The 24,686-nt window shown below is 73.8% G+C and carries 18 protein-coding genes; 11 read left to right on the plus strand and 7 right to left on the minus strand.

The window, feature by feature from the left end:
• Positions 1–53 precede the first annotated feature (53 nt).
• From ACFXOA_RS29775 to ACFXOA_RS29790, 4 genes are all read right to left on the minus strand, one after another.
• Positions 54–428: an RNA polymerase-binding protein RbpA gene (locus tag ACFXOA_RS29775; protein WP_362555327.1), complete on the minus strand. Its 375-nt coding sequence runs from the start codon at positions 426–428 to the stop codon at positions 54–56.
• Positions 429–691: 263 nt separating this feature from the next.
• On the minus strand, positions 692–2,056 hold the full coding sequence (locus ACFXOA_RS29780) for an MFS transporter (RefSeq protein WP_385034856.1): 1,365 nt from the start codon (positions 2,054–2,056) through the stop codon (positions 692–694).
• A 46-nt stretch (positions 2,057–2,102) separates the two neighbouring features.
• Entirely contained in the window at positions 2,103–2,876 is a 774-nt protein-coding gene (locus ACFXOA_RS29785) for a glycerophosphodiester phosphodiesterase family protein (RefSeq protein WP_385034858.1), read from the minus strand.
• Positions 2,873–3,541, minus strand: a complete 669-nt coding sequence (locus ACFXOA_RS29790; protein ID WP_385034860.1) for a YitT family protein — start codon at positions 3,539–3,541, stop codon at positions 2,873–2,875. Before ACFXOA_RS29790 ends, ACFXOA_RS29785 begins: the two co-directional genes overlap by 4 nt.
• Before the next feature lie 101 nt (positions 3,542–3,642).
• Between ACFXOA_RS29790 and ACFXOA_RS29795 the strand changes: the two genes are divergently transcribed.
• Positions 3,643–5,142 (plus strand): PLP-dependent aminotransferase family protein, encoded by a 1,500-nt coding sequence (locus ACFXOA_RS29795; RefSeq protein ID WP_385034862.1) that lies wholly within the window; start codon positions 3,643–3,645, stop codon positions 5,140–5,142.
• A 79-nt stretch (positions 5,143–5,221) separates the two neighbouring features.
• Here the strand turns inward: ACFXOA_RS29795 and ACFXOA_RS29800 are convergent, their stop codons facing one another.
• Positions 5,222–6,823, minus strand: coding sequence for a hypothetical protein (locus tag ACFXOA_RS29800; RefSeq protein WP_385034864.1), 1,602 nt, complete (start codon positions 6,821–6,823; stop codon positions 5,222–5,224).
• 37 nt (positions 6,824–6,860) lie between these two features.
• Positions 6,861–7,055, minus strand: a complete 195-nt coding sequence (locus ACFXOA_RS29805; RefSeq protein ID WP_056787333.1) for a hypothetical protein — start codon at positions 7,053–7,055, stop codon at positions 6,861–6,863.
• A gap of 325 nt (positions 7,056–7,380) precedes the next feature.
• On the opposite strand from ACFXOA_RS29805, the gene ACFXOA_RS29810 reads away from it, so the two are divergent.
• The 8 genes from ACFXOA_RS29810 (at position 7,381) to ACFXOA_RS29845 (ending at position 20,399) form a co-directional block, all read left to right on the plus strand.
• On the plus strand, positions 7,381–7,773 hold the full coding sequence (locus ACFXOA_RS29810; protein ID WP_385034866.1) for an ankyrin repeat domain-containing protein: 393 nt from the start codon (positions 7,381–7,383) through the stop codon (positions 7,771–7,773).
• Between the two features lie 242 nt (positions 7,774–8,015).
• The gene (locus tag ACFXOA_RS29815; protein ID WP_385034868.1) at positions 8,016–9,434 is read left to right on the plus strand and encodes a HEAT repeat domain-containing protein; all 1,419 of its coding nucleotides are present in this window, start codon (positions 8,016–8,018) and stop codon (positions 9,432–9,434) included.
• A gap of 134 nt (positions 9,435–9,568) precedes the next feature.
• Positions 9,569–10,699 (plus strand): glycosyltransferase family 4 protein, encoded by a 1,131-nt coding sequence (locus tag ACFXOA_RS29820; protein ID WP_385034870.1) that lies wholly within the window; start codon positions 9,569–9,571, stop codon positions 10,697–10,699.
• Positions 10,696–11,862, plus strand: a complete 1,167-nt coding sequence (locus ACFXOA_RS29825; protein WP_385034872.1) for a glycosyltransferase — start codon at positions 10,696–10,698, stop codon at positions 11,860–11,862. The genes ACFXOA_RS29820 and ACFXOA_RS29825 overlap by 4 nt, the downstream gene beginning before the upstream one ends.
• Complete coding sequence (locus ACFXOA_RS29830; RefSeq protein WP_385034874.1) at positions 11,859–12,863, plus strand: SGNH/GDSL hydrolase family protein; 1,005 nt, start codon at positions 11,859–11,861, stop codon at positions 12,861–12,863. Before ACFXOA_RS29825 ends, ACFXOA_RS29830 begins: the two co-directional genes overlap by 4 nt.
• A 125-nt stretch (positions 12,864–12,988) precedes the next feature.
• Positions 12,989–14,515, plus strand: coding sequence for a hypothetical protein (locus tag ACFXOA_RS29835; RefSeq protein WP_385034876.1), 1,527 nt, complete (start codon positions 12,989–12,991; stop codon positions 14,513–14,515).
• A gap of 106 nt (positions 14,516–14,621) precedes the next feature.
• Complete coding sequence (locus ACFXOA_RS29840; protein ID WP_385034878.1) at positions 14,622–15,533, plus strand: hypothetical protein; 912 nt, start codon at positions 14,622–14,624, stop codon at positions 15,531–15,533.
• A 66-nt stretch (positions 15,534–15,599) separates the two neighbouring features.
• The gene (locus ACFXOA_RS29845) at positions 15,600–20,399 is read left to right on the plus strand and encodes a hypothetical protein (protein WP_385034879.1); all 4,800 of its coding nucleotides are present in this window, start codon (positions 15,600–15,602) and stop codon (positions 20,397–20,399) included.
• Between the two features lie 39 nt (positions 20,400–20,438).
• Here the strand turns inward: ACFXOA_RS29845 and ACFXOA_RS29850 are convergent, their stop codons facing one another.
• Entirely contained in the window at positions 20,439–20,984 is a 546-nt protein-coding gene (locus ACFXOA_RS29850; RefSeq protein ID WP_385034881.1) for a hypothetical protein, read from the minus strand.
• 520 nt (positions 20,985–21,504) lie between these two features.
• On the opposite strand from ACFXOA_RS29850, the gene ACFXOA_RS29855 reads away from it, so the two are divergent.
• Both ACFXOA_RS29855 and ACFXOA_RS29860 read left to right on the plus strand, forming a co-directional pair.
• Complete coding sequence (locus ACFXOA_RS29855; protein ID WP_385034882.1) at positions 21,505–24,240, plus strand: nitrate- and nitrite sensing domain-containing protein; 2,736 nt, start codon at positions 21,505–21,507, stop codon at positions 24,238–24,240.
• Positions 24,237–24,683 (plus strand): roadblock/LC7 domain-containing protein, encoded by a 447-nt coding sequence (locus ACFXOA_RS29860; RefSeq protein WP_385034884.1) that lies wholly within the window; start codon positions 24,237–24,239, stop codon positions 24,681–24,683. The genes ACFXOA_RS29855 and ACFXOA_RS29860 overlap by 4 nt, the downstream gene beginning before the upstream one ends.
• Positions 24,684–24,686: the final 3 nt, after the last annotated feature.

Below are 24,686 nucleotides of genomic sequence, written 5' to 3' on the forward strand. Positions count from 1 at the left end.
ACACAGGTACTGTGTCGCGGCCCGCGGCTCTTGATCCGTGCGGTGTTACGCGGTCAGGCGGACTTCCTGCTGTCCCGCGGATGCACGGCGATGTTCATGGCACCGGAACGAAGGACCGCCAGCCTCTCGGCCAGCACCTCCTCCAGCTCCTCGCGGGTACGCCGCTCCATGAGCATGTCCCAGTGCGTGCGCGCGGGCTTGCCCTTCTTCTCCTCGGGGCCGTCCCCGTCCACCAGGAGTGCCGTGGCGCCGCACGCCTTGCACTCCCACTCCGGCGGAATCTCCGCCTCTACCGAGAACGGCATCTCAAATCGATGGTCGTTCGGGCATGCGTACTCCACCGCCTGGCGCGGGGCCAGATCGATGCCGCGGTCCGTCTCGTAGCTGGTAACCACAAGTCGCGTGCCGCGGAGAGCTCGCTCACTCATGAATCGTGCCTCCCGGGCTTGTCGCCCACAGGACAGGTGTCGCTGTCGTCGTCATCCGGTCAACGTCCGGTCGGCGGTAAAGATTCCCGTTGCCGGTCATGCGTCGCCCGTCGTGCCGCTGCTTGGTCTGGGTCTGGTACCCACCGGTGCCCGGTTTGTCACCTCTGGTCGAAGTTGTCACCCGGCGGTTCTACTTCTCCATCGGCAGTAACGGTCCTCCGGGCAGGCCAAAGGCGTACACTACCGGCCTTTCACTTCAACGTCTAAATCCGCTCCGGAACGGGATTGCCCGCGTCGGCCACGGCCGCCCGCACGGGAACCCTCGCCAGCAGCAGCGAACCGACCGCGAAGAAGAGGACCAGGGACAGGATCGCGTCCCGGTAACTGCCCGTGAGCTGGTAGCCGAGCCCGAAGACCAGCGGCCCCAGCCAGCTGAGTCCCCGGTCGCTCATCTCGTACGCGGAGAAGTACTCGGCCTCCTTCCCGCGCGGCACCAGATGCGAGAACAGTGACCTGGAGAGGGCCTGGCTGCCCCCCATCACGAGCCCGATCGCGGCCGCGAGGGTGTAGAAGAACACCGGCGCGTCCGCGGGCAGCACGTACGCCGCGGCGAGGATCAGCGTCCAGACTCCCAGTGACGCGAGAATCGTGCGCTTCGCGCCGTGGCTCCGGGCGAGCCGCCCCATGCCCAGGGCTCCGCCCACGGCGAGCACCTGTACGAGCAGTACCGCGGTGATCAGCGTCGTCTGGTCGAGCCCGAGCTCCTCGGAGCCGTAGAGCGAGGCCTGGGAGATCACGGTCTGGATGCCGTCGTTGTAGACGAGGTAGGCGAGCAGGAAGGCCAGGGTGAGGGGATGCCGGCGCATGTCGCGCAGCGTCGCCCGCAGCTGCCGCCAGCCGGACCCGACCGCGCCGTCGCCTCCCGCCACCACGGGGCGGTCCCGCAGCCGGCTGAGCGGTACGAGGGTGAAGGCGCCCCACCACACCCCCGCCGAGGCGATGCAGATCCGGACCGCGTCCGACTCGGAGAGCCCGAAGGAGTCGTGCCCGGTGTAGAGGACCAGGTCGACGACGAGCACGAGGGCACCCGAGGTGTACCCGAAGGCCCAGCCGCGTGAGGACACCGCGTCGCGTTCCTGGGGGGTGGAGATCTGGGGCAGGTACGCGTTGTAGATCGCCATCGACACCGAGATGGAGGCGTTCGCCACGATCAGCAGGAAGGCGCCCAGCAGGTAGCGGTGGCCGTCCAGGAAGAACATGCACGCCGTCGCCGCCGCGCCGGTGTACGCCGCCGCGGCGAGCAGGGGCTTCTTGCGCCCCGTCCGGTCCGCGGCCGCGCCCGCGACCGGCATCACGATCACCGCCACGACGATCGACACCGACACCGCGTACGCGAAGAGCGAGCCCGCCCGCACGGGTATGCCCAGCGGGTGGACGAAACCGTCCGGGTCCGCGGCCGCCTTGGCGATGGAGGTCAGATACGGGCCGAGGAAGACGGTGAGCACGCTGGTGGAGTAGACGGAACACGCGAAGTCGTAGAAGTACCAGCCGCGTTGCTCGCGTCTGCGTGCGACCGCCTCGGCCGGCCCTCCGGCCGGATCCGCCGTTCCCGCGGTACCGGTGCTCACGTCGCGCCCCCTCGTCCGTCCCGTACGGCCCCGGCAGGTACCGGCGTCAGGCCCATGCCCCCCGCTCGCTCAGCACCGTGCGCAGCGTCCCGATGTGATCGGTCATGATGCCATCCACCCCGAGATCCAGGAGAGCCGCCATCCGGTCCGGTTCGTTGACCGTCCAGACATGGACCTGGAGACCGCGCGCGTGCGCCGTGCGGACGAATCCGCGGTCGACGACACGGATACCGTTCTGGCGCTCCGGCACCTGGGCGCAGACCGCCCCCGCCCGAAGGGCCGCCGGTATGCCCCAGGAGCGAAGCCGCAGGCCGAGCACCCCGCGCACCCCGTACGACGTGGCGAGACGCGGTCCGGCGAGCCGGTGGGCCCGGGCGACGCGGGCCTCGGAGAAGGATCCGACGCACACCCGGTCCCAGGCGCCCGTCCTGCGGATCAGGCCGATGAGCGGTTCCAGGGCGGGCTCCGCCTTGATGTCCACGTTCCAGCGGGCGTCGGGGAACTCCTCCAGCAGTTCCTCGAAGAGCGGCAGCGGTTCACTCCCGGCCACCCGCGCCCCGCTCACCTCGCTCCACGGCAGGTCGGCGATCCGGCCCCGGGAGTCCGTCACCCGGTCCAGGGTCGCGTCGTGGAAGGCGACCAGACGGCCGTCGGCGGTCGCGTGCACATCGGTCTCGAAGTAGCGGTAGCCGGCCTCCGCCGCGCGGCGGAATGCTGCCGCGGTGTTCTCCAGCCCGTCCGCCGCCCCGCCCCGGTGGGCGAAGGCGAGCGTCGACGGATGGTCCAGATAGGGATGGCGTCCCGAGGTCTCTGCGGTCACCGCGGAAGTATCGCCTCCCGGGGTGACCCCCCGGCAACGGGTGAGGTGCGGGCGTCGGGCGAGGGGAGGTCGAAGAGGCGCAGGAAGTACTGCGCGAGCGGACCGATGGCCAGGGCGTACAGCACCGTGCCGACGCCGAGCGAACCGCCGAGCAGGAAGCCGGTGAGGACCACCGCCACCTCGATCGCCGTACGGACCATCCGGACGGAACGCCCGGTGAGCCGGTTCAGACCCGTCATCAGCCCGTCGCGCGGGCCCGGGCCGAACCGTGCCGAGATGTACAGGCCGGTGGCGACGCCGTTCAGTGCGATTCCCGCGGTCATGAGGCCGATCCTCGCCGGGAGGCCCTGCGCGTCCGGGACCACGGCCAGTACGGCGTCCATCGCGATCCCGACGGCGAACACGTTGGAGACGGTGCCCAGCCCCGGGCGCTGCCGCAGGGGGATCCACAGCAGCAGGACCACCGCCCCGACCGCGATCGACACGACGCCGATCGAGATCCCGGTCCGCTCGGACACGCCCTGGTGCAACACCCCCCAGGGTTCGAGGCCGAGGCCCGCCCTCACCAGGAGCGCCGAGCTCGCGCCGTACAGCGCCAGCCCCACGTACAGATGGGTCAGGCGCCGGGTGAGGCGGGTGCCGCGTCGGGCGGTGATGTCGGACACGTGGTTCCCCCGAGGTGGTGGTGGTGGACTGCCACATGCCACTCTGTGGCAGGGGATTGGCTGCCAACTATGGCCAATCCGAGGAAGGTGGACTGATTTCCATGGCGCAGTGGACTTCGACCGTCGGCGCGGCCCAGCTCGCCCGCCAGCTCCAGGGCCAGCAGGCGCGTCCGCTGCCGCCGGGCGTCCGCAAGCCGCCCGCCTACCGCGCCCTCGCCGACGGGGTACGCCTGCTCGTCCTGGAGGGCCGGGTCCCGGTGGCCGCGCGACTGCCCGCCGAACGCGAGCTCGCCCTGGCCCTGTCCGTCAGCCGGACCACCGTGGCCGCCGCCTACGAGGCCCTGCGGGCCGAGGGGTTCCTCGAGTCCCGCCGCGGGGCGGGCAGCTGGACCGCGGTGCCCGCCGGCAACCCGCTCCCCGCCCGCGGACTGGAACCGCTGCCGCCGGAGTCGCTCGGCTCGCTGATCGACCTGGGGTGCGCCTCGCTGCCCGCCCCCGAACCGTGGCTGACACGCGCCGTGCAGGGCGCCCTGGAGGAGCTGCCCCCCTACGCCCACACCCACGGCGACTACCCGGCGGGCCTTCCCGCCCTGCGCCAGATGATCGCGGACCGGTACACCGGGCAGGGCATCCCGACGATGCCCGAACAGATCATGGTCACCACGGGGGCCATGGGGGCCATCGACGCCATCTGCCACCTCTTCGCCGGCCGTGGCGAGCGCATCGCCGTGGAGTCCCCCAGCTACGCCAACATCCTCCAGCTCATGAGGGAGGCCGGCGCCAGGCTCGTGCCCGTGGCGATGGAGGAGGGCCTCGGCGGCTGGGACATGAACCGCTGGCGGCAGGTGTTCAGGGACGCCGCGCCGAGGCTGGCGTACGTCGTCGCGGACTTCCACAACCCCACCGGGGCGCTCGCCGACGAGCAGCGGCGCCGTGCCCTGGTGGAGGCGGCGAGGTCGGCGGGCACCGTCCTGGTCGTGGACGAGACGATGCACGAACTCCACCTGGACCCGGACGTCAGCATGCCGCGCCGGGTCTGCGCCTTCGACCCCGCGGGCAGCACGGTGCTGACCGTCGGATCGGCCAGCAAGGCGTTCTGGGCCGGCATGCGCATCGGGTGGGTCCGGGCGGCACCCGACGTGATCCGCAGCCTGGTCGCGGCCCGCGCGTACGCGGACATGGGTACGCCCGTGCTGGAGCAGCTGGCCATCAACTGGCTGCTGCGGTCCGGTGGCTGGGAGGAGGCGGTGGAGATCCGCCGGGAGCAGGCACGGGAGAACCGGGATGATCTTGTGCGCGCCCTGCGCAGGGAACTGCCCGCGTGGGAGTTCGAGGTCCCGCGAGGGGGCCTGACCCTCTGGGTGAGGACCGGCGGGCTCTCCGGATCCCGGCTCGCCGTCGCGGGCGAACGAGCCGGTGTGCGTGTCCCGTCGGGGCCCCGCTTCGGGGTGGACGGGGCCTTCGAGGGCTATGTGAGGCTCCCGTTCACCGTCGGCGGCCCGGTGGCGGACGAGGCCGCCGTGCGGCTCGCCGCCGCGGCCGAGATGGTCGGCTCGGGCGCGAGCACCGGCGCCGAGGCACCCCGGACGTTCGTCGCCTGACGCCCCGGACGCGGGAGAGCCCCGGACCGGGCGGTCCGGGGCTCTCCCGCATGAGGCTGCGGCCACACGGGCCGGGGCGTCAGCCCTCCGCGGCGACCGGGGCGCCGATCAGCTGCTCCTTGTGCAGGGGCGCGGGTTCGGCGGCGCTCTCCGGTACCGGCGTCCGGTCGGCGGGTGTCCCGCCGGGCAGCAGGCTCAGCACCGCCTGCCGTTCGGACTCGCTCGTGGCCTCGTCGTACGGGTCCGGGGTGGCCGGCACCTGGAGCCGCAGGACCTCCCCGGTGCCCAGCCGCGCGTAACCACGCCCGGGCGGGACGTCGGCGGTGGGTGTGGTGTGCGGCGGGGTGCCCAGGACCGATTCGATCTGAGCGGGGTCGGCCGGGCCCAGGACGACCCTGGCCCGGGTGTGGGTCCGCACGGCGTCGGTGAGGGAGTCCAGGTTGTCGAGCTGGTCCGCGACCACGACGGTCACCCCCGCCGCACGGCCGTGCCGGAGCGGGATCTCGAGCAGTTCCTGCGGGTCCTGGCGGCCGTCGGCCGCCGCCAGGTGCCCCAGGGTGCCGGGCCGGTCCAGCAGGATCCAGAGGGGGCGCCTGATGTCCTCGGGTTCGGGATGGCCCGCCTGGCGCGCCCGGTTCGCGGCGATGAGCCGGCGTTCGGTCTCGCGCGCGGCCCACTCGAGGGTGGCCAGTGCCCCGGACAGCCCGCACTCCACGGCGAACACGCCGTCACGGCCGGACAGGAAGCCGTACTCGCCGGTGCCGCCGCCCTCCACGACGAGCACGTCGCCGTGCTGGAGCGCCTGCAGGGCGAGTGAGCGCATCAGGGTCGAGACGCCGCTGCCGGGGTGGCCGGCGATCAGGAGGTGGGGCTCGGCCGAGCGGGCGCCCGTCCGCCAGATCACCGGGGAGGCGTCACGGGTGGCGTCACCGTCCTGGACGGGGACGGTGCGCCGGACGGCGTCGGCGTCGGTGAATCCCAGCACGGTCTCGCCGGGAGCGGTGACGAAGCGCTGGGCGGCGACGGTGGTGGGCAGCGCGGCAAGCACGGTCATCAGGAGGTGGTTGGCCTCCTCGTCCCAGTCGAAGCGGTACTCGCGGCCCCGGCCGGACTTCGCGTGCAGCACCTGCTCCACGCGGGCACGGGCGACGGGGTCGCCGTCGGTGAAGTAGGCCGGGTAGTCCACCTGGAGCCGGGTCAGGCGTCCGTTGCCGTCGAAGGCGTAGGAGGTACCGAACGCCTTCTCCCAGTCGCCGCCGTGGGAGAACAGCGGACCGGGGTCGTCGGCCGTGGAGAAGTGCGGGACCAGTGCCTCGTACAGGGCCCGCAGCCGTGCCGCCTCCGACTCGTCCGGGCCGGTCTTCGCGGGAGTGCGGTCACGCCCCCGCCAAGCGGCGGCGCCCATCACCGAGACGAGCGCCAGCAGCGGCCCGTACGGGATGAGTGCCACCGCCAGTACGCAGGCCGCGACGAGGAACAGCACGTGTCCGCGCCGTTCCCTGGGCGTCGCGGCCCACCTCTGCCGCCCTGCTCCCGCCAGCAGCCGCAGGCCACGGGTGACCGTGATCAGCGGATGGAGGACGTCGGTGGCGTTGTCGGCGGCCGTTCGCGCGATCTCCCGACCGCGGGTGATCGAAGCGCTGCCGCTGCTCAGAATGCGGGGGAGTGGTCGCCGGGCCACGTCGGTCTCCTGAAGTGGTGGGAGCGGTTTCGGGGCGTCAGAACTTGATTCCGCCGAGCATGCTGGCGAGGCTCGCCCCGCCCGCGGTGATGCTCGGGGCGATTGCGGTGCCGGCCAGGTAGAAGCCGAACAGCGCGCAGATGAGGCCGTGCGAGGCCTTCAGCCCGTCCTTCTTGAAGAACAGGAAGGCGATGATGCCGAGCAGTACCACGCCTGAGATGGAGAGGATCATGAGCGGTTCTCCTGGTTGAGGGGGCAGTCACCATGAGTACTTCCAGGATCACAAGATGTATCAATACGATAAAAGGTGCAAGTGGGTCAATAAGTCTTCATTTCACCCGGTCGGCGGGCGAGGAGCCCCGCTCCGCGCGCCTCGCCGGCGTCCGAAGGCCGGGGCCGGGCGGAAAGCGGCGGCCGGGGCGTGATCTTCCGCCGCCGGCGGGCAGGATGGCGGACGTCCCGGAGCAGTAATCTGTCGATTCACCCGTACGGCCCCCGCCGTACGGCCCCACCAGGCCCGTAACGGCGGCCACAGCAACGGAAGGCGGTCCGTCCGGATGAGCGAAACCCCCGACCCCGAGGTGGTCGAGCTGGCGACCAAGGTCTTCGGCCTGGCGCGGAGCGGAGACGCCGACGCGCTCGCCGCCTACGTCGACGCGGGCGTCCCCGCCGACCTCAGCAACGACCGGGGTGACTCCCTGCTGATGCTCGCCGCCTACCACGGGCACGCCGAGGCCGTCACCGCCCTCGCGAAACGCGGGGCCGACCCGGGGCGTCCCAACGACCGTGGGCAGACTCCCTTGGCCGGAGCTGTCTTCAAGGGGGAACGCGAGGTGATCGACGCCCTGCTCGCCGCAGGGGCCGACCCGGCGGCCGGAACCCCGTCCGCAGTGGACACCGCGCGCATGTTCGGCAAGGACGACCTGCTGGATCTCTTCGGTGCGCGCTGAGACGCACTCCGGGGCGCGGGCCCGCCGATGCGCCGTAAATGTGGTCGCGTCGGCGAAATGGCTGGGTCATCATGACGTCGCGGGTCCGTTCCGGGCCACCGACGAGAGGCAGGGGAAGATGAGCACCAGGCAGAAGACGACGATCGGCCGATCATGTCGCTGCGCGGGCTAGGGGATCCCTCCCCGGCACATGGAACAGCACAGTCCCGGTCGCGTCGACAGCTTGATGTGAGGCTTTCCCCATGTTCGATCCGTTCATAGCGCCGAGCGGCACGCTCCTCGGCCTGCTGCAGAGGGGCCGCGGCGACGGCACGCTCCACGCGCTGGCCGCCCCGCGCTCCGAGGCCCTGACCGCGCTCAACCACTGCGTGCTCAGCGATCCGCGTCATGACTGGCAGGTGGAGAACCGCTCCCTCTACTACGCGCGCCTCTACCTCGACCTCGACGGCGACCTCACGGAGATCGAGCGCCACCTCCAGGATCCCGAGGACCTGCTCGACACCGACGACTCGCGCACCGGCCTCGCACTCGCGGTGCTCGGACACCTCGCGTCCTACGGGCGGGACGACGCCCTCGTCCTGCTGCGCCGGTACGCCGCGACCGGATCCAACTGGGCCTGGGCGCTCGACGAACTGGCGCTTCGCGACGACGACGCCGGTCTGCGGGCGCTGGCCGAGCCGGTGCTCGCCCGTTTCCCGGCGACCGCGGAAGGCACCGCCCGGCTCGCCGCCGCGGCGCGCGACGCCTTCGAGCCCCGGCCCTGGCGGCTGTGGGCCGACGATCCTCGCCAGTCCGTGGGGGCGCGGGTGCGCGCCGCGACGGAACAGGGCTCCTTCGACCGCTGGCAACGCCAGATGCGGCCGGGCGGACCTCGGCCCGGCTGGAGCGTCCAGGCCGTGTTCGACTGGGCCCAGGAAGGTCTGGAGCGCGGCAGCGCGCTCCACGTCCCCGCCGCCCGCTGCCTCTCCGCGGTCGCCGCGGCCGAGGACCGGCCCGTGATCGTCCAGGCCGCCCGCAGCGGCCCCGAGGGTGCGCGCTGCGCGGCTCTCCACTACCTGGCGGAGGTCCAGGACGCCGCCGTGCTCGACCTCGTCGAGGAGGCCGTCGCCGGCACCTCCCGGACCGTCGCCGACGCCGCCGTCGCCGCCTTCGAGCGCATGTGCGGCGAAGCGGCCGTCGCCCGCGCCCGGCGCTGGGCACTCAGGCCCGACGCCCTGGGGGCGTCCGCCGCCGGGGTGCTGGCCTGCCGGGGCGCCGTCCAGGACGCGCCGCTGGTGCTGGCGGCGCTGCGGGAGGCCGTCCGCGGTGAGGGCCCCGACGCGCCGCGGCTGTGGACCCTCGTCGACGGCACCGGGCGCCTGGGCATCGCCTGCGCCGCGCCCGTACTGCGCCATGTGTACAGGGAGACGTCCTCCTCGCACCTGCGCGGCAGGGCGGCGCAGGCGCTCGCCGTGACCGACCCGTCCTTCGCCAGCGGGTTCGCCGTCGAGTGCCTGTGGGACTGTGAGGAGTCCACCCGTGAACTGGCCGCGCGCCACGCGGAGACAGGTGACATCAGGGTCGCCGAGCGGCTCAGGCGGCTCGCCGCGGATCCCGCCGAGGAGGCGGAGGTCCAGACCGCCGTCCGCAGCAGGATCGGACCGGACGCGCCGGCCCTCTGAGCGGGGGCACGGGGGGCTCACGGAACCTCTGATGCCGCGCGCCGGGGGCGCGCGGCGCAAACGCTCATAAGCCGTTCCCCGGGTGGACAGATCCAAGTCGGCGGGGACACGCCCCGCGGGGCCACAACACCCCTATGCGTGTCGTCATCGTCACCGAGTCCTTCCCGCCCGACATCAACGGTGTGGCCCACTGCACCCTGCAGACCGCCCGGCACCTCGCCGCCCGCGGACACCGACCGCTCGTCATAGCCCCGGCCGGGCCGACGGGCTCCTCCGACCCCGCGTACCCCGGCGACCCCTGCCCCGTCGTACGCGTCCCCTCGCTGCCCCTCCCCGGCTACCCGCAGGTCCGTGTCGCCCTGCCCGGCAGACGGCTGGCGGCCGCTCTGACCGCGCACCGGGCCGAACTCGTCCACCTGGCCGGGCCGTTCGTCCTCGGAGTGCGCGGCATGGCCGTCGCCGCCCGGCTGGGTCTCCCGGCCGTCGCCGTCTACCAGACCGATCTGGCCGGCTACGCCCGCACCTACCTGGGGGCCGGCGAGAACACCGCCTGGCGGCGCATGCGCGCCGTGCACAGCGCGGCGGACCGCACCCTCGCGCCCTCCTCGGCGGCGCTGCGCGACCTCACCGACCACGGGGTGCCCCGCGTGCGTCTCTGGCCCCGTGGAGTCGACACCGAACGCTTCCGTCCCGGTCTGCGCGACGAGGCGCTGCGCCGCGCCCTCGCCCCCGGCGGGGAGAGGATCATCGGATACGCGGGCCGTCTCGCCCCCGAGAAACACGTGGAACTCCTCGCCGGAGCCTGCTCGCTGCCCGGGGTCCGCGTCGTCGTCGTGGGTGACGGCCCGAGCGGGACGTCACTCCGCTCCGCGCTGCCCGGCGCAGTCTTCCTGGGCCGGCGCACCGGGGAGGACCTCGCCCGCTTCTTCGCCTCACTGGACGTCTTCGTGCACACGGGCCCCTACGAGACCTTCTGCCAGACCGTCCAGGAAGCCATGGCGTCGGGTGTCCCGGTCGTCGCGCCCGCGGCAGGAGGACCCCTCGACCTCGTCGCCCACGGAAGCACCGGGCTGCTGGTGCCACCCCACGACGCGGACGCCGTGCGGGACGCCGTCGCCTCCCTCGTCGCCGACCCCGCGCGGGCCGGGGCATTCGGAAGGACCGGGCGTGCCGCGGTCGAGGGCCGCACCTGGACGGCGGTCGGGGACCAGCTGCTCGGCCACTACGACGAGGTGCTCGGCGGCCGGACGGCGGTGGCGGCGTGACCGCGCACCGCCCCGACGGGCTGAGGATCGTACGGCTGGCCAACTTCGTGACGCCGGCCTCGGGGGGACTGCGCACCGCCCTGGACGCGCTAGGACGCGGCTATCGCGCCGCCGGGCACGAGCCGGTGCTCGTCGTGCCCGGTGCCACCGCCGGTGACACCCACACCCCCCAGGGCAGGGTGATCACCCTGCCGGGTCCCGAGCTGCCGGGCACCGGCGGCTACCGGGTGCTCGCGGACAGGGCACGGCTGCGCCGCCTCCTCGAAGACCTGCGCCCTGACCGCCTCGAGGTGTCGGACCGCACCACCCTGCGCTGGACGGGGGAGTGGGCCCGCCGCGCCCGCGTCCCCGCCGTCATGGTGTCCCACGAGACGGCCGACGGGGTGCTCCGCACCTGGGGCGTGCCACGCACCGCGGCGGGCTGGACCGCCGACCGGCTCAACGCGCGAAGCGCCCACGCCTACACACGGATCGTCTGCACCACGGAATGGGCGGAACGCGAGTTCGTCCGTATCGGCGCGCGCAACGTGGTGCGCGCTCCGCTCGGGGTCGATCTCAGGCGCTTCCGCCCGGAACTGCGCAGTGCCGCCCTGCGCGCCCGGCATCTGCGCGGTGAGGACGTCCTGCTGCTGCTCGGTTCCCGGCTCTCCGTGGAGAAACGTCCGGGCCGGGCGCTCGACGCCCTGGCCGCACTGAGGCTCAGTGGCGTACGAGCGGTGCTCCTGGTGGCCGGGGACGGTCCGCTGCGCACCGATCTGGAGCGCAGGGCGCGGATGGAACGGCTTCCCGTGGAGTTCCTCGGCCATGTACGCGACCGCGACCACCTGGCCCGCCTCCACGCCGGCGCCGACCTCTGCCTGGCACCCGGACCTGCGGAGACGTTCGGACTGTCCGCCCTGGAGGCCCTCGCCTGCGGAACACCCGTCGTGGCGAGCGCCTCGTCCGCACTCGCCGAGGTGGTGGGACCAGGCGGCCTCACCGCCGCCGACACCGGCCAGGCGTTCGCCGCCGCGCTGCGCGAACTGCTCGGCAGGCCGCAGGAGGAGCGCCGGGCGGCGGCGCGGGCCAGGGCCGGACTCTTCGGCTGGGACCGGTCGGTGGCCGCGTTCCTGGCTGCCCACGACGCTCCGCTGCGCCGGGACGCCCTCGGGGTGACGCCATGACCGGGGCCGCGCTGTCCGGGCTCCCCACGTCCGGGTCCGCCGGTGTGCCGGCGCCCGTCACGTCTCTTGGGACGCACCCGCCGGGCGCACCGGCGAACGGCCCGGGAAGCGTCGCGGCCCCCCGCGCCGTCCTGCGGTTCGCCGCCCTCGGCGACTCGCTCACCGAGGGCATCGGCGACCCCGTCCCGGGCGGCTGGCGCGGCTGGGCGGCCCTGCTCGCCGAGGGCCTCGCCGAGCCGGGCCGGGTGGTGGACTTCCGGAACCTCGCCGTCGCCGGGGCGCTCTCCAAGGACGTCCACGAACGCCAGGCCGCCGCCGCGGCGGCGTTCCGGCCGGACCTCGCCTCCGTGGTCGTCGGCGTCAACGACACCCTGCGCCACTCCTTCGACATCCGCCGGCTGGCCGGCCGTCTCGAGGAGGTGTGCGCCCTGCTCTCGGGCGGCGGCGCGGTGCTCCTGACGGCGTGCCTGCCCGACCCCGGCACGGCTCTGGGCCTCCCCGGACCGCTGCGCCGGCCCCTGGCCAGGCGGCAGCGGGCGGTCAACGCAGTGGTCCACGACCTCTCCACCCGCTACGACCTCGTCCACCTGCACGCCTCGGACCGGGCATGGACGGAGGACCGCTCGCTCTGGAGCGCCGACCGGCTCCACCCCGCCGAACGCGGACACCGGAAGCTGGCTGCCGGATTCCACCTGCTCCTCACCGAACGCGGCCTCGCCCGCGGGAACCCGCCCGGACGCGAACCGCTCCGGCCGCCGCCCGGCCGGGCCGCCGCCGCCCTCTGGCTGGCCACCCGGGGGACCGGCTGGCTGGCCAGACGCAGCACCGACCTGCTGCCGGGACTGCTCGGGCTCGCGGCCGCGGAGATCGGCCACCAGGCCCTGGGGACGAGCGCACGCCTGGACGCGCGGGCCGAGCGGGCCCTGTGCGAGGCCCTGGACGCGATGACCCGTACACCCCGCCCGTGCGGCTCGGTCCCACGCGTCCGGACGGAGGGATGACACGCTGACGGGCGCCCCACGACGGTGGTCCCCGCACGCCCGGCAGCGGCGGACCACCGGCCCCGCGGCCGGTCGCTTCTGCGCCGTTTCGACCGTTGTCGGTGCGAGGACCTAATCTGTGCACCGTGACTTCGCCTGCCGCCACCGAGATCGCTGCGCCCCAGCTCAGCGCGGGACCGAGGCCCGCCCCCGGGCCCGCCGCCGACGAGGGGCTCTCACGTCGGCTGCGCGCGCTCGCCTGCACGGCCCCGCTGCACGACCTCGACGTGCGCAAGGCCAACCTGGCCGGCGCGTACACGGTCTACTCGATGGCCGAGGTCGCCCTCGCCGCGATCGACCTCGTCACCCTCAACATGGACTTCGACACGGGCGCCGACCACGACCAGATAGTGGCCAGACTCCTCCCGAGGGTCGCCGCCCAGACACCCGGCCGCCCCGTCGCGGAGCACGAGAGGGTCGCGCGCTGGGTCCTCGAGAACCTCATCAACGTCGGGAGCGTGGACCGCGGCTTCCGCGCCGTCTACGGCACCTTCGGGCCCGACGGCGTCTACGTCCGCCGGGACTACGACTTCAAACTGATCGAGGAGGTCCCCGGACACGGCGGCAGCGTCTACCTCCGTGCCACCGACGAGGCCGTCAACGTCCTGGTCGGAGCCCTGGACACGGACGTCACCAGCGCCCAGATCGCCGCCGAGGTGAAGCTGGAGGTCCTCATCAGCAGGGGCCGCCTGGCCGACGCCCAGCTCGCCGCCGAACAGGCCCGCTACCGCACCGTGCAGTACGCCGAGACGCTCCGCCGGACGCTGGAGGCCACCCGGCGCAACGTCCGCGCCGTCGACTGGCTCAACGCCGTGCCCGACATGATCGCCGAGGCGCTGGACCACGTCGCCGACCGCTACCGCCACGAGAACGCGATCCTCACCAACATCCGCAAGGCCCGTGACGAGGCCGAGGAGCCCGACAACAAGCGCCGCGCCGCGGAGCTCGTGGACATCGTCAAGGACTGCATCCGCCGCCACACCCAGCTCCAGTCCAGGCTGCTGGAGGCGGGCCCTCTCTTCCGTGCCGAGCAGGACCGGCAGGCGTTCGCCGCGCCCGCCGCGCGCGTGGGCCTCGACCTGTACGGACAGCTCGTCGCACCGCTGCTGCCGCTCCCCGTCGAGCAGGCCACCAGGGTGACGGACGCCTTCTTCACCCACGGCACCGGACTGCGGACCCCCGGCTCGGTGCGCCTCGGCGACCTCGTGGACCTGCTTCTGACGCCCCCGGCGGAACGCGACCACCTCGGCGCGGAGATGCCCGAACCCGACCTCATCGCCACGCCGGACGACAGCCGCTTCAGCGAGGAGCAGCTGGCGAGCGCCATGGAGCTCCTCGACCTGGAGCACGACGCCCCCCGCCGGCTCTCCGGGCTCCTCGCCGAGGCGCGCACACGAGATCCCGAGCTGCCCTACCTGGTCGCCCTGCTGGCCGTGCACGCGGCGAGCCCGCCGGTCGGCACCGCCTACCGCCAAGGTGAACGCAGACTGCTGTTCGCGGTCGACGACGGCACCCCGCTCGAGGACCACGAGTTCGGCGGGGCGGACCTGATAGTGGGCACGGCCCTGCTGGACGCCGCGGGGATGGCGGCGGACCGCAAGGACGCCTCGTGAGCCTCCACGGCCGCAGACCCCGTACCACCGGGCCCGAAGGCACGGCGACGTCCGGCCCACACCCCCTGCCGCCCGGGAGCGGCACCCTTACCGAGGAGTCATCGAGTTGAGCGAGCAGCACGCCGAGTACACCGAGGCGTGGGACGACCCGTCGCCCACGCACGCGGCCGACGCCGCGCGGCCGGCCGCTCCAGCCTCCGTCACCCCGGCGGACGCCGCCGACGCGGCCAGGCTCGTCTCCTTCGGGCTGCAGCCCAAGCTGCTGCCCGCCCGTGACACCGAGTACACCGAGCTGCTCCGCCGCTACCGCGAGGAGACGGCCTTCGCCCGGCTGGCGGACGCGGTCGCCACCGGCCTCGGACTCGTCGTCCTGGAGGTCTCCACCCGCGCGGGGATGGCCGTGACGGCGGCCGAGGACTCCGTGTTCGCGGTCCGCATGGGCGACTACGCCCGGCGCGCGTCCTCCGACTCCGCCGACCGCTTCCTGCACGGGCTGGCCCACCTCGCCGTGGCCGCACTGGCCTTCCCCCGCCCCGAGGATCTCTCCGACGACTCCTACATCGGCCGGATCACGGTCAACGGCGTCGACGCGTTCGTCCGGCAGGCGTGCCGGCGTCTGGAGGAGCGTGCCGCCGAGCAGGGCGACAACACCGACCCGGCCACCGACAGCCCCGGCCTGGAATCGGGCTGGCGGGTGTACGCCCGGCGCAGCACCACCGGAGCCACCAAGGACGCCCGGCGTCTCGCGGGATCGACCACGGGCATCATCGGCAAGGCCGTCGCCTTCCTCACCGACTCCGGCTTCCTCCAGCGCACCGGGGACGACGCGGGCGGCGCCTACCGCACCACCGCCCGGTACCAGCTCCAGGTACGCGACATGGCGGGCAGCGCCGCCATGGCCGAACTGCTGGACCTCGGCGTCGTCCCCGTCACGGACGGCTCGGCCACCCTGCTGCCACCGCCCGACGACGAGGGGCTGGAGCTCGCCGCCGACGCGGGACTCCCCTTCCACTCCTGAGCCCCGCCCCCGCCCCGCTGCCGCGCAGCTCCCCGCCCACCGCCTGAACGACGAGAGTCCGCCGCCATGTACGAGTTGTCCCGGGTCCGCCTCTACTCCATCGGACCCGCCGGCGCGCGCTACGCCGACACCGTGCTCGACCTGCGCGGGGTGGGCGAACCGGTACCTAGGCCCGCCCCCGCCCAGGCCGAGTTCTTCGAGGACGAGCCGGCCGGACCGCCCCGCCGGCCGGCCCCCGCGGGCGTGCTGTTCCTGGAGAACGGCGGAGGCAAGTCGGTCCTGCTCAAGCTGATCTTCTCGGTCATGCTGCCGGGACACCGCAACACCCTGGGCGGCGCCAGTTCCGGAGTGCTGCGCAAGTTCCTGCTCGCCGACGACTGCGGACACGTCGCCCTCGAATGGCAGCACACCCTCACCGGGGAGTGCGTGGTCGTCGGCAAGGTCAGCGAGTGGCGTGGGCGCCAGGTCTCCAACGACCCGCGCAAGTTCGCCGAGGCGTGGTACTCCTTCCGCCCCGGGCCGGGACTCAGCCTCGACAACCTCCCTGTCGCCGAGGCGACCTCGGTGGGCCGGCCCGCCGAAGGCGTCTCCGGGGCCAGGGGCAGGCGGCGCACCATGAAGGGCTTCCGCGACGCCCTCACCGACGCGGGCAAGTTCTACCCGCACCTGGACGTGTACTGGGAGGAGATCCACGACCGCTGGAACGAGCACCTCGGCGACCTCGGGCTCGACCCCGAACTCTTCCGCTACCAGCGGGAGATGAACGCCGACGAGGGCGAGGCGGCCGGTCTCTTCGCCGTGAAGAAGGACTCCGACTTCACCGACCTGCTGCTGCGCGCCGTCACCGACACCCGGGACACGGACGGTCTCGCCGATCTCGTCAGCGGTTTCGGCAACAAGCTCGGCCGGCGTGCCGAGCTCACCGCCGAACGGGACTTCACCGCCGGCTCGGTCGACCTGCTGGGACGGATCGTCGAGGCGACGGCGACCAGGGCCCGCAGCCGTGACATCCACGCCGGCGCCGAGCGGCGCACCCGCACCCTCGCCCGCAGGCTCTCCGGCCGCGCCGCCGAGGAGCGGGGCCGCGCGGCCGAACTCGCCGATCAGGTCATGGCCGCGGCCGACACCGTCACCGAGGCAGAGACCGCCCGCGGGGACCGCGACCTCATCGCCGCCGAACTGGCCTACCGGCACGCCTCCCTGGCTCTGGGCGCGGCGGAGCGGAGCGCCGCGGCCCAGCGCCGGGAGCTGGGCGAGGCCCGCACCCTGTACGCCGCCTGGCAGGCCGCCGAGGCCGTACTCCGGCACCGGGCCGCGGCCGACCGCTCGGCCCGCGTCGCCGTGGCCATCCGGGAGGCGGAACGTGACGCGGCCCCCGCCCTGGCGGCACGTGCCACCGCCGCCGCCGACCTCGTACGGGCGCTTCACACGGCCGCCGAGGCGGGGGAGCGGGTCGCCGAGGAGGAGGAGGAGCGCTCCGCGACGCTGCAGACCACCGGGGAGACCGCGCACCGGGACGCCACCGCCGCCGCCACCGAGGCGCAGCGGGCCCGCAGTGAGGCCGGCCACCTGCGCCAGCGTCTCTCCGAGGTCGAACAGGAGACCGCGGAGGCCGTGCGGGCGGGCTGGCTCGACGACACCGCGCCGGACGCCGACCCCGCCCGGGCCGCCCTCGCCGCCAACGACGCGGAGGCCGCCGCGGTCGCCGCGTGGGACACCGCGCGGGAGTCCGCCCGGGCCACCGCCGACCGGGCGAGGGAGGCCGCCGCGGCGGAGAGCCGCACCGAACTCGCCGCCGCCCGCGCCACCGACGCCGCCGACGCGGCCGAACAGTCCTACGACGCCGAACGCGGGGCTGCGGAGTCGATCGCCGCCGACCCCCGGCTCGCCGACCTCCTCGGTCTGCCCGGGGCGTCAGGAGCGGGCGTACCACGACCCCGCCGGGCCGCCTCCGGGCCGGACGGCACCGCAGGGGACGAACCGGCACCGGATGACGCCCCGGCCCTGACCGCGGAGCAGTTCGACGGCAGCGCCGACGAGCTGCGGGAGCTCCTCGATCAGGGGATCGCCGCCGCCGAACGCAGGCTCTTCGACCTGCGGACCGCCGCTGCGGACGACTCCCGCATCCTCGGCGCACTCGGCGACGGGGGACTCCTGCCCCCGGGTCCCGACGTACTCTCCACCGTCGAGTACCTCGGAGAGCACGGAATCCCCGCGCTGCCCGGCTGGCGTTACCTGGCCCAGGCCGTCGACCCGGCCGACCACGCCGCCGTCCTGGCCGCCAGGCCCGAACTCGTCGACGGGGTCGTCATCACGGACCCGGACGCGCACACCCGCGCGCGCGACGTCCTGGCCGCCGCCGCCCTGCTGCCCCGCTCCGCGGTGGCGGTGGGCACAGCCGCCGCACTGCTCGCCCCCGTGCCGGCGCGGGAAGGCACCGACGCCGGCGGCGTGTTCCTCGTACCGCCGAACCCCGCGATGCACGACGAACACGCCGCCGACGAGGAACGGCAGGCGCTCAGAGCGCGGGCCGCCGCCCGCGACGAGGACATCAGGACGCTCGCGTCCCGGCTCACCGCCGACCGCTCACTCGCCGCCCGCATCGGCTCCTGGCGCGCGGACTGCCCGCCCGGTGTGCTCGCCGAACTCCGCGACGCCGCCCGCACCGCTCGCGCCGCCGCCGAGACCGCGCACGCCGCACTCGCCGAAGCGCGTACGGCACGCGCCGAGGCCGACGAGGCGGCCACGGACGCCGCACGGGTCCGCGACGACCGGCAGGAGGCGGCCCAGCGCGCCCGCCGCGCCGCCGACGCGCTCGCCGGCCTCGCCCACCGCCTCCGGGAACGCGCGGGCTGGCAGGCGCGCCTGCGCGAACTCACGGACGAGGCAGCCGAATCCGAGGAGCGGGCCACAGCCTGCCTGGAACGGGCCCGCGCCGCCGACGAGGACCGCCGGGCAGCCCAGCGCGCCGCGGACGACGCACACCGCACCGCCCGCGCCCTGCGGGCCGAGCGGGCGGAGATCGCCGGGGTTCCCGAGACGCTCCCCGAGCCGGGCGCCGCCGCGCGCGCCTCACTGCCCGCCCTGCGTGAGGCCTACCGTGCCGCGTCCCACCTCTACGAGAAGGTGGGAGTCGGAGCCGACCTCCGTGCCGAACAGGCCCGCGCGGAGAGCGACGAGAGCGCCGCTCTCGCGGAGCTGGACCGCCTCACCAACAAGGTCCGCACCCGCGCCGCCCAGCTCCTCGAAGGCACCGACGGTGCCGACGGGCCCTCGCGCCAGGCTGCCGCGGCCCGAGCGGAGTCCCACGTCCAGCTCCTGGAGACCCGGGCGTCCGCGGCCAGCGAGCAGTTGGGCCGGCTGCGCGGCGAGGCGGAACGTCTCGCTCCCGCCGACGACGCCGCCCGTCACACGGAGCTCCCCGAGGCTCTGGTCCCGGCAGACGCCGAGCAGGCCCAGACCCTGCTGCGCACGGCCACCGCCGAACTCGCCTCCGCCGGCGCCGCACTGGACACCGCGCGGGCGGCACACGCCGAACTCCTGCGCGCCCACCGCGCGTCGGAGGAGGCGGCGGGAGGCTTCGACGAGACCGCCGCGCTCCTGCGCGACCTGCTGAGGGACCACGGCCCCGAGGAGGAGGCCGAGGCTCCCGGACCGTACGCCGGAACCCTGGAGGAGGCCAGGCGTTCCGCCGCGGAGGCCCGCCGCTCACTGCGCGACTGCGCGACGGATCTGTCGGCCGCCGAGAGCGCCGTGCGGGAGGCGAGCGACGTGCTCGTCCGGCACGCCAACTCCACGCGCTACGAACAGGTCCGCACCCCGGCCCGGCAGCAGATCCGGGAACTCCCGGCGGCCGCTCTGCCCGACCACGCCGAGAAGTGGGCGTCGGCCTTCGCGCCCCGGCTGCGTGTGCTCACCGACGAGCTCGCCCAGCTGGAGCGGAACCGCGACTCCATCGTCGACCGGCTCCGCGGCCTCGTCGAATCCGCCCTGACGACGCTCCGCTCCGCACAGCGGCTCTCCCAGCTGCCGGAGGGCCTGGGGGAGTGGTCCGGGCAGGAGTTCCTCCGGATCCGGTTCGAGGAGCCCGACCAGGCCACCCTCACCGAGCGCCTCGGCGAGGTCATCGACGAGGCCACGCACGCGGCCCTGAAGAAGAACTCCGACCTGCGCAGGGACGGGATGTCCCTGCTGCTGCGTGGTGTTCAGGCCGCCCTGCAGCCCAAGGGCGTCGCCGTCGAGATCCTCAAGCCCGACGCGGTGCTCCGCGCGGAGCGCGTCCCGGTCGGGCAGATGGGCGACGTGTTCTCCGGCGGACAGCTGCTCACCGCGGCGATCGCGCTCTACTGCACCATGGCGGCGCTGCGGAGCAACGACCGGGGCCGCGACCGGCACCGGCACGCGGGCACGCTCTTCCTCGACAACCCCATCGGCCGCGCGAATGCCACGTACCTGCTGGAGCTCCAGCGCGCGGTGTCCGACGCTCTGGGCGTCCAACTCCTCTACACCACCGGCCTGTTCGACACCACGGCGCTTGCCGAGTTCCCGCTCGTGATCCGGCTGCGCAACGACGCGGACCTGAGGGCAGGGCTGAAGTACATCAGTGTGGAGGAGCACCTGAGGCCCGGACTGCCTCAGCAGGACCCGGAGGGTGAGACCGTCCACGGAGAGATCACCGCGACCCGCATGTTCAGGCGGAGCACCGCCGGCGGTGCTCCGCCCGTACTCCCGGAGATGCGCTCGGAGACGGAGGCGCGCCCCGCGACGGAGAGGCGGCCGGAGACGGAGACGCGCCCCGCGCCGGAGACGGAGACGCGCCCGGGGAAGACGGACGCCCGGGGCGAGCCCGCCTCGGGGCCGCGCTAGCGGAGGCCGCCGGGACCGGGGCGGGCCGGTCCGCGGGCATCAGGCCCGCGAGAGCCGCCCGCCGCCCCGGCGGCGTATCCGGTCCTCCCGGCGGTCCCGCGCCCTGTCCGCCCGCCGCGCCGCCCTGCGTTCCCGGCGCATCCGGCGCGCGGTACTGCTGGGTACGGACACCACGCCGTGCCGCTGGTTCCAGACCTGCCGGGTCACCCAGACGTCCAGTACGGCCCAGGTCGCGGCGACCGTGCTCGCCACCCCGCTGAGCACCATGGGGAAGGCGAGCCACGAGCCGGCGAGGGTGCACAGGAACGCCACCACCGCCTGGATGATGGTCAGCGACATGATGATGACCGCGCGCACCGCGGCCGTGCGCACCGGGTCCGGCATCCTCCGGCGGACCGCAGGTTCCTCCACCCACAGCTCCCTCTGCCCTCCCCGCCCGGCCCCGGGTGCGGCGGCTGCGGGACCTGCCGCGCCTGGCTCCGGGGCCGGCGCCTGCGGGGGTACGGACCGCCAGGCCCCTCCCGCGGATCTCGAGGGCGTGGTGTCCGACGGTGCCGCCGTGCCCCGACGCTCGTCCGTGTCCAACGACCTTCAACTCCCCACCAGTGTCCGACTCAAGGGTGACTGCCCGGGATACGCCGGGTCTACGCCGGTTCGACCGCTCGCCGGCCGCGCGTCCTCCGTGAGGTCCTTCTGCCCCGTACGTCCGTACGAACGCCGGGTGGAGAAGATTCCCGCCGCGAAGGCTCGGGCAGCCCACAAAAGGCACGGAACGTAGAATTCCAGCCAACTGCCTTGTGTGGCCGCACCGCGTTCCGCCAGGAGTTCTCTGTCGCTTTCGCGAATTTCTTCGTGGGTGATACCGGGACAACTGGTGAGTAACTCGGTTCGGAACGGCCGGAATTCACCCGGACACGTCTTCGAGTAACCGGTGGGTCAGTAGTAGGCTCGCGCCGCCTGTCGACGTCATCCCGGACGACGCCCGCCGGACCACGACGGCGACACCGGAACGATCAGATCAGTGGGGCCGCGCCACCGGACGGACCGGAGCCCGGAACCACGGACGCAATCACCCCCGCGGTGCGGGGCCGAGCTGGGGGAGGCCATGCGCTTTCGCGGGAAGTCCATCCGCAGGAAGATCGTGGCGTTGCTCCTGGTGCCGCTCGCGTCCCTCACCGGCCTCTGGGTCTTCGCGACCTATGTGACGGGCCGTGAGGCCGGCGAACTCATGGGCGCGAGCGCCATCGTCGAGCAGGTCGGCCGCCCGCTGGAGGACACGGTCCGCGCCGTTCAGGGCGAACGCCGCCAGACCCTCGTCTTCCTCGCCGACCCGCGCGCCTCGGACGCCCTGCCGCTGCTGCGCGACCGCCGCGCGGCGACCGACCGGGTCGTGGCCGACGTCAGGCGCAGCGCGCGCAGCAAGGACATCCGGGAGAAGCTGAGCCCGGAGTCCGCAGCCCGGCTCGACTCGATCCTCGACGAGATCGACGGCCTGGACGCACTGCGCGGCTCCGTCGAGAAGCGCACCATCGACCGAAGCCGGGCCCTCGACTTCTACAACGGTCTCGTCGACCCCTGCTACCGCTTCCTGAACGGTCTCCACACGATGGAGAACGTGTCGATGGACAACCAGGTCCGCGCCCTCGTCGGCATATCCAGGGCGCGCGAGATGCTCTCCCGCGAGGATGCCCTGGTCGCCTCCGGCCTCATCGCCGGACGGCTCGGCGCCCCCGAACTCCGCGCCGTCTCCGACCTGGCGGCCCGGCGCGCGCTTCTCTACGAGGTCAGCCTCGAACTCCTGCCGGCGAGCGAACGGGGCCGCGTGGAGCGGTACTGGCGCAGCCCCGACACCGAGCCGCTGCGCACCGCGGAGCGGAAGCTCATCGCCGCCGGCCCGGTCACGAAGCCGGGTGCCGTCGACTCCGCACGCTGGGAGGACGTGGCCCCGCCGGTCCTGGGCCACCTCGCCGCCGACGGAACCGAACTCTCCGACCGTTTCCAGGACCGGGCCGAACCCGCCGGCTACCGGGTGCTGATCCGGGCCGGCGTCGCCGGGGTCCTCGGCTTCGTGGCCCTGCTCGTCTCCGTCTTCGTCTCCGTGCGGGTGGGGCGTGAACTGGTCCGCGACCTCTCCCGGCTGCGCAAGGACGCCCACGAGGTGTCCGGCGTACGGCTGCCCAGTGTGATGCGGCGTCTGGCCGCCGGCGAACAGATCGACGTGGAGACCGAGGCTCCCCATCTCAGCTACGAGCGTGACGAGATCGGACAGGTCGGGCAGGCGCTCAACACCCTCCAGCGGGCCGCCGTCGAGGCCGCGGTCAAGCAGGCGGACATGCGCCGGGGCGTGTCCGAGGTCTTCGTCAACCTCGCGCGCCGGAACCAGGTGCTCCTGCACCGCCAGCTGACGCTCCTCGACGCGATGGAACGACGCACCGAGAGCGGCGACGAGCTCGCCGACCTCTTCAGGCTGGACCACCTCACCACCCGCATGCGCCGCCACGCCGAGGGACTGGTGATCCTCTCCGGCGCCGCCCCCTCCCGGCAGTGGCGCAAGCCGATCCAGCTGATGGACGTGGTCCGCGCGGCGGTCGCCGAGGTCGAGGACTACGAGCGGATCGAGGTCCGGCGCCTTCCCCGCATCGGTGTGGGGGGTCCCGCCGTCGCCGACCTCACCCACCTGATCGCGGAACTGCTCGAGAACGCCACGGTGTTCTCGCCCCCGCACACCGCCGTCCAGGTCCACGGCGAGCGGGTGGCCAACGGGTTCACGCTGGAGATCCACGACCGCGGTCTCGGCATGACTCCGGAGGTGCTCCTGGACGCCAATCTCCGGCTGGCCGAGACCCCCGACTTCGAGCTCTCCGACACCGACCGCCTCGGACTGTTCGTGGTCAGCCGCCTGGCCCAGCGCCAGAACGTCCGTGTGTCGCTCCAGACGTCGCCGTACGGAGGGACGACGGCGGTCGTCTTCGTCCCCGCCGAGCTGCTCACCGACGCGCCCGACACCCACGGCAGCGGATTCCGTCTCGACCGCCGGGCCGAGAAGGCCGTCGGGGTCCGGGACGGCATCGGCAGGGACCGGCGGGACGGCCTGCCGGAAGCCGGAGTGCCCGGCAGGCCGCCAGGGCTGTCCCCGGTCCCCACCGGTCTGACCGACCCGTCGGTGCTCGACGGTCCCGTCGAGCTGGAGGGTCCGGTCGGCACGCTCGGCTTCACCGACCCGGCCGTGGACCCCGAACTCGATCCGGCTCTCGGCCCCGTGCTCGACGGGGTGTCCGACCTCGAGGACACCGAGAGCGAGCGGGGCGGGATCTTCAGGGCGCGGGAGCTGCGCCGGGACACCGGCCGGGTGCAGCACCAGCAGGCACTCGACGAGGCGGACGGTCCGTCCGCCGACGTCCGCCCGATGCGCCCGGCAGGGCCGGCACCGCTTCCCCGCCGCAGGCCGACGGGGCGCGTCGCCGCCCAGGCCAGGCGGTCCGGCGACAGGACACGCACCCGCACGGACACACCCGCGACGACCGGTCAGGACGACGGCCCCGCCCGTACGGGCGGCGAAACGGGGCCCGGGACCGCGGGCCGGGAGACTGTAGGCGGTCTTCCGCGCCGGGTCCGGCAGGCGAACCTCGCCCCACAGCTCCGGGAGGACTCCGCAAGGCGGACTTCCGGCCATGACCCCGCAGACACCGACGACGACCTCGAACGTGACGCGGAGGACGTACGCAATCGCATGGCCTCGCTTCAACGGGGCTGGCAGCGTGGCCGACGGCAGAACGCCGAGGACACCGCCGGTCAGGGCGGGACAGCACCAGGAACCACTCCGGGAGGGGACGGTCGATGACCGCACCGAACGCCGCAGCACACAACGCCGCAGCACAGCAGGGATCGGGCCAGCTCAACTGGCTCCTCGACGAGCTCGTCGAGCGCGTCGCGAGCATCCGCAAGGCGCTCGTCCTGTCGAGTGACGGCCTCGCCACCGGCACGTCCCAGGACCTGACGCGCGAGGACAGCGAGCACCTTGCCGCCGTCGCCTCCGGATTCCACAGCCTCGCCAAGGGGGTGGGCCGCCACTTCGACGCCGGCCGGGTCCGGCAGACGGTGGTCGAGCTCGACGAGGCGTTCCTCTTCGTCACGGCGGCCGGCGACGGCAGCTGCCTCGCCGTCCTCGCCGAATCGGACTCCGACGTCGGGCAGGTCGCCTACGAGATGACCCTGATGGTCAAGCGCGTCGGCGCGCATCTGGCCAACGCCCCGCGGACCACCGGCCTGCCCGCCGGAGGGTGAGGC

It is taken from the genome of Streptomyces sp. NPDC059166, assembly GCF_042755185.1.
GTDB lineage: Bacteria > Actinomycetota > Actinomycetes > Streptomycetales > Streptomycetaceae > Streptomyces.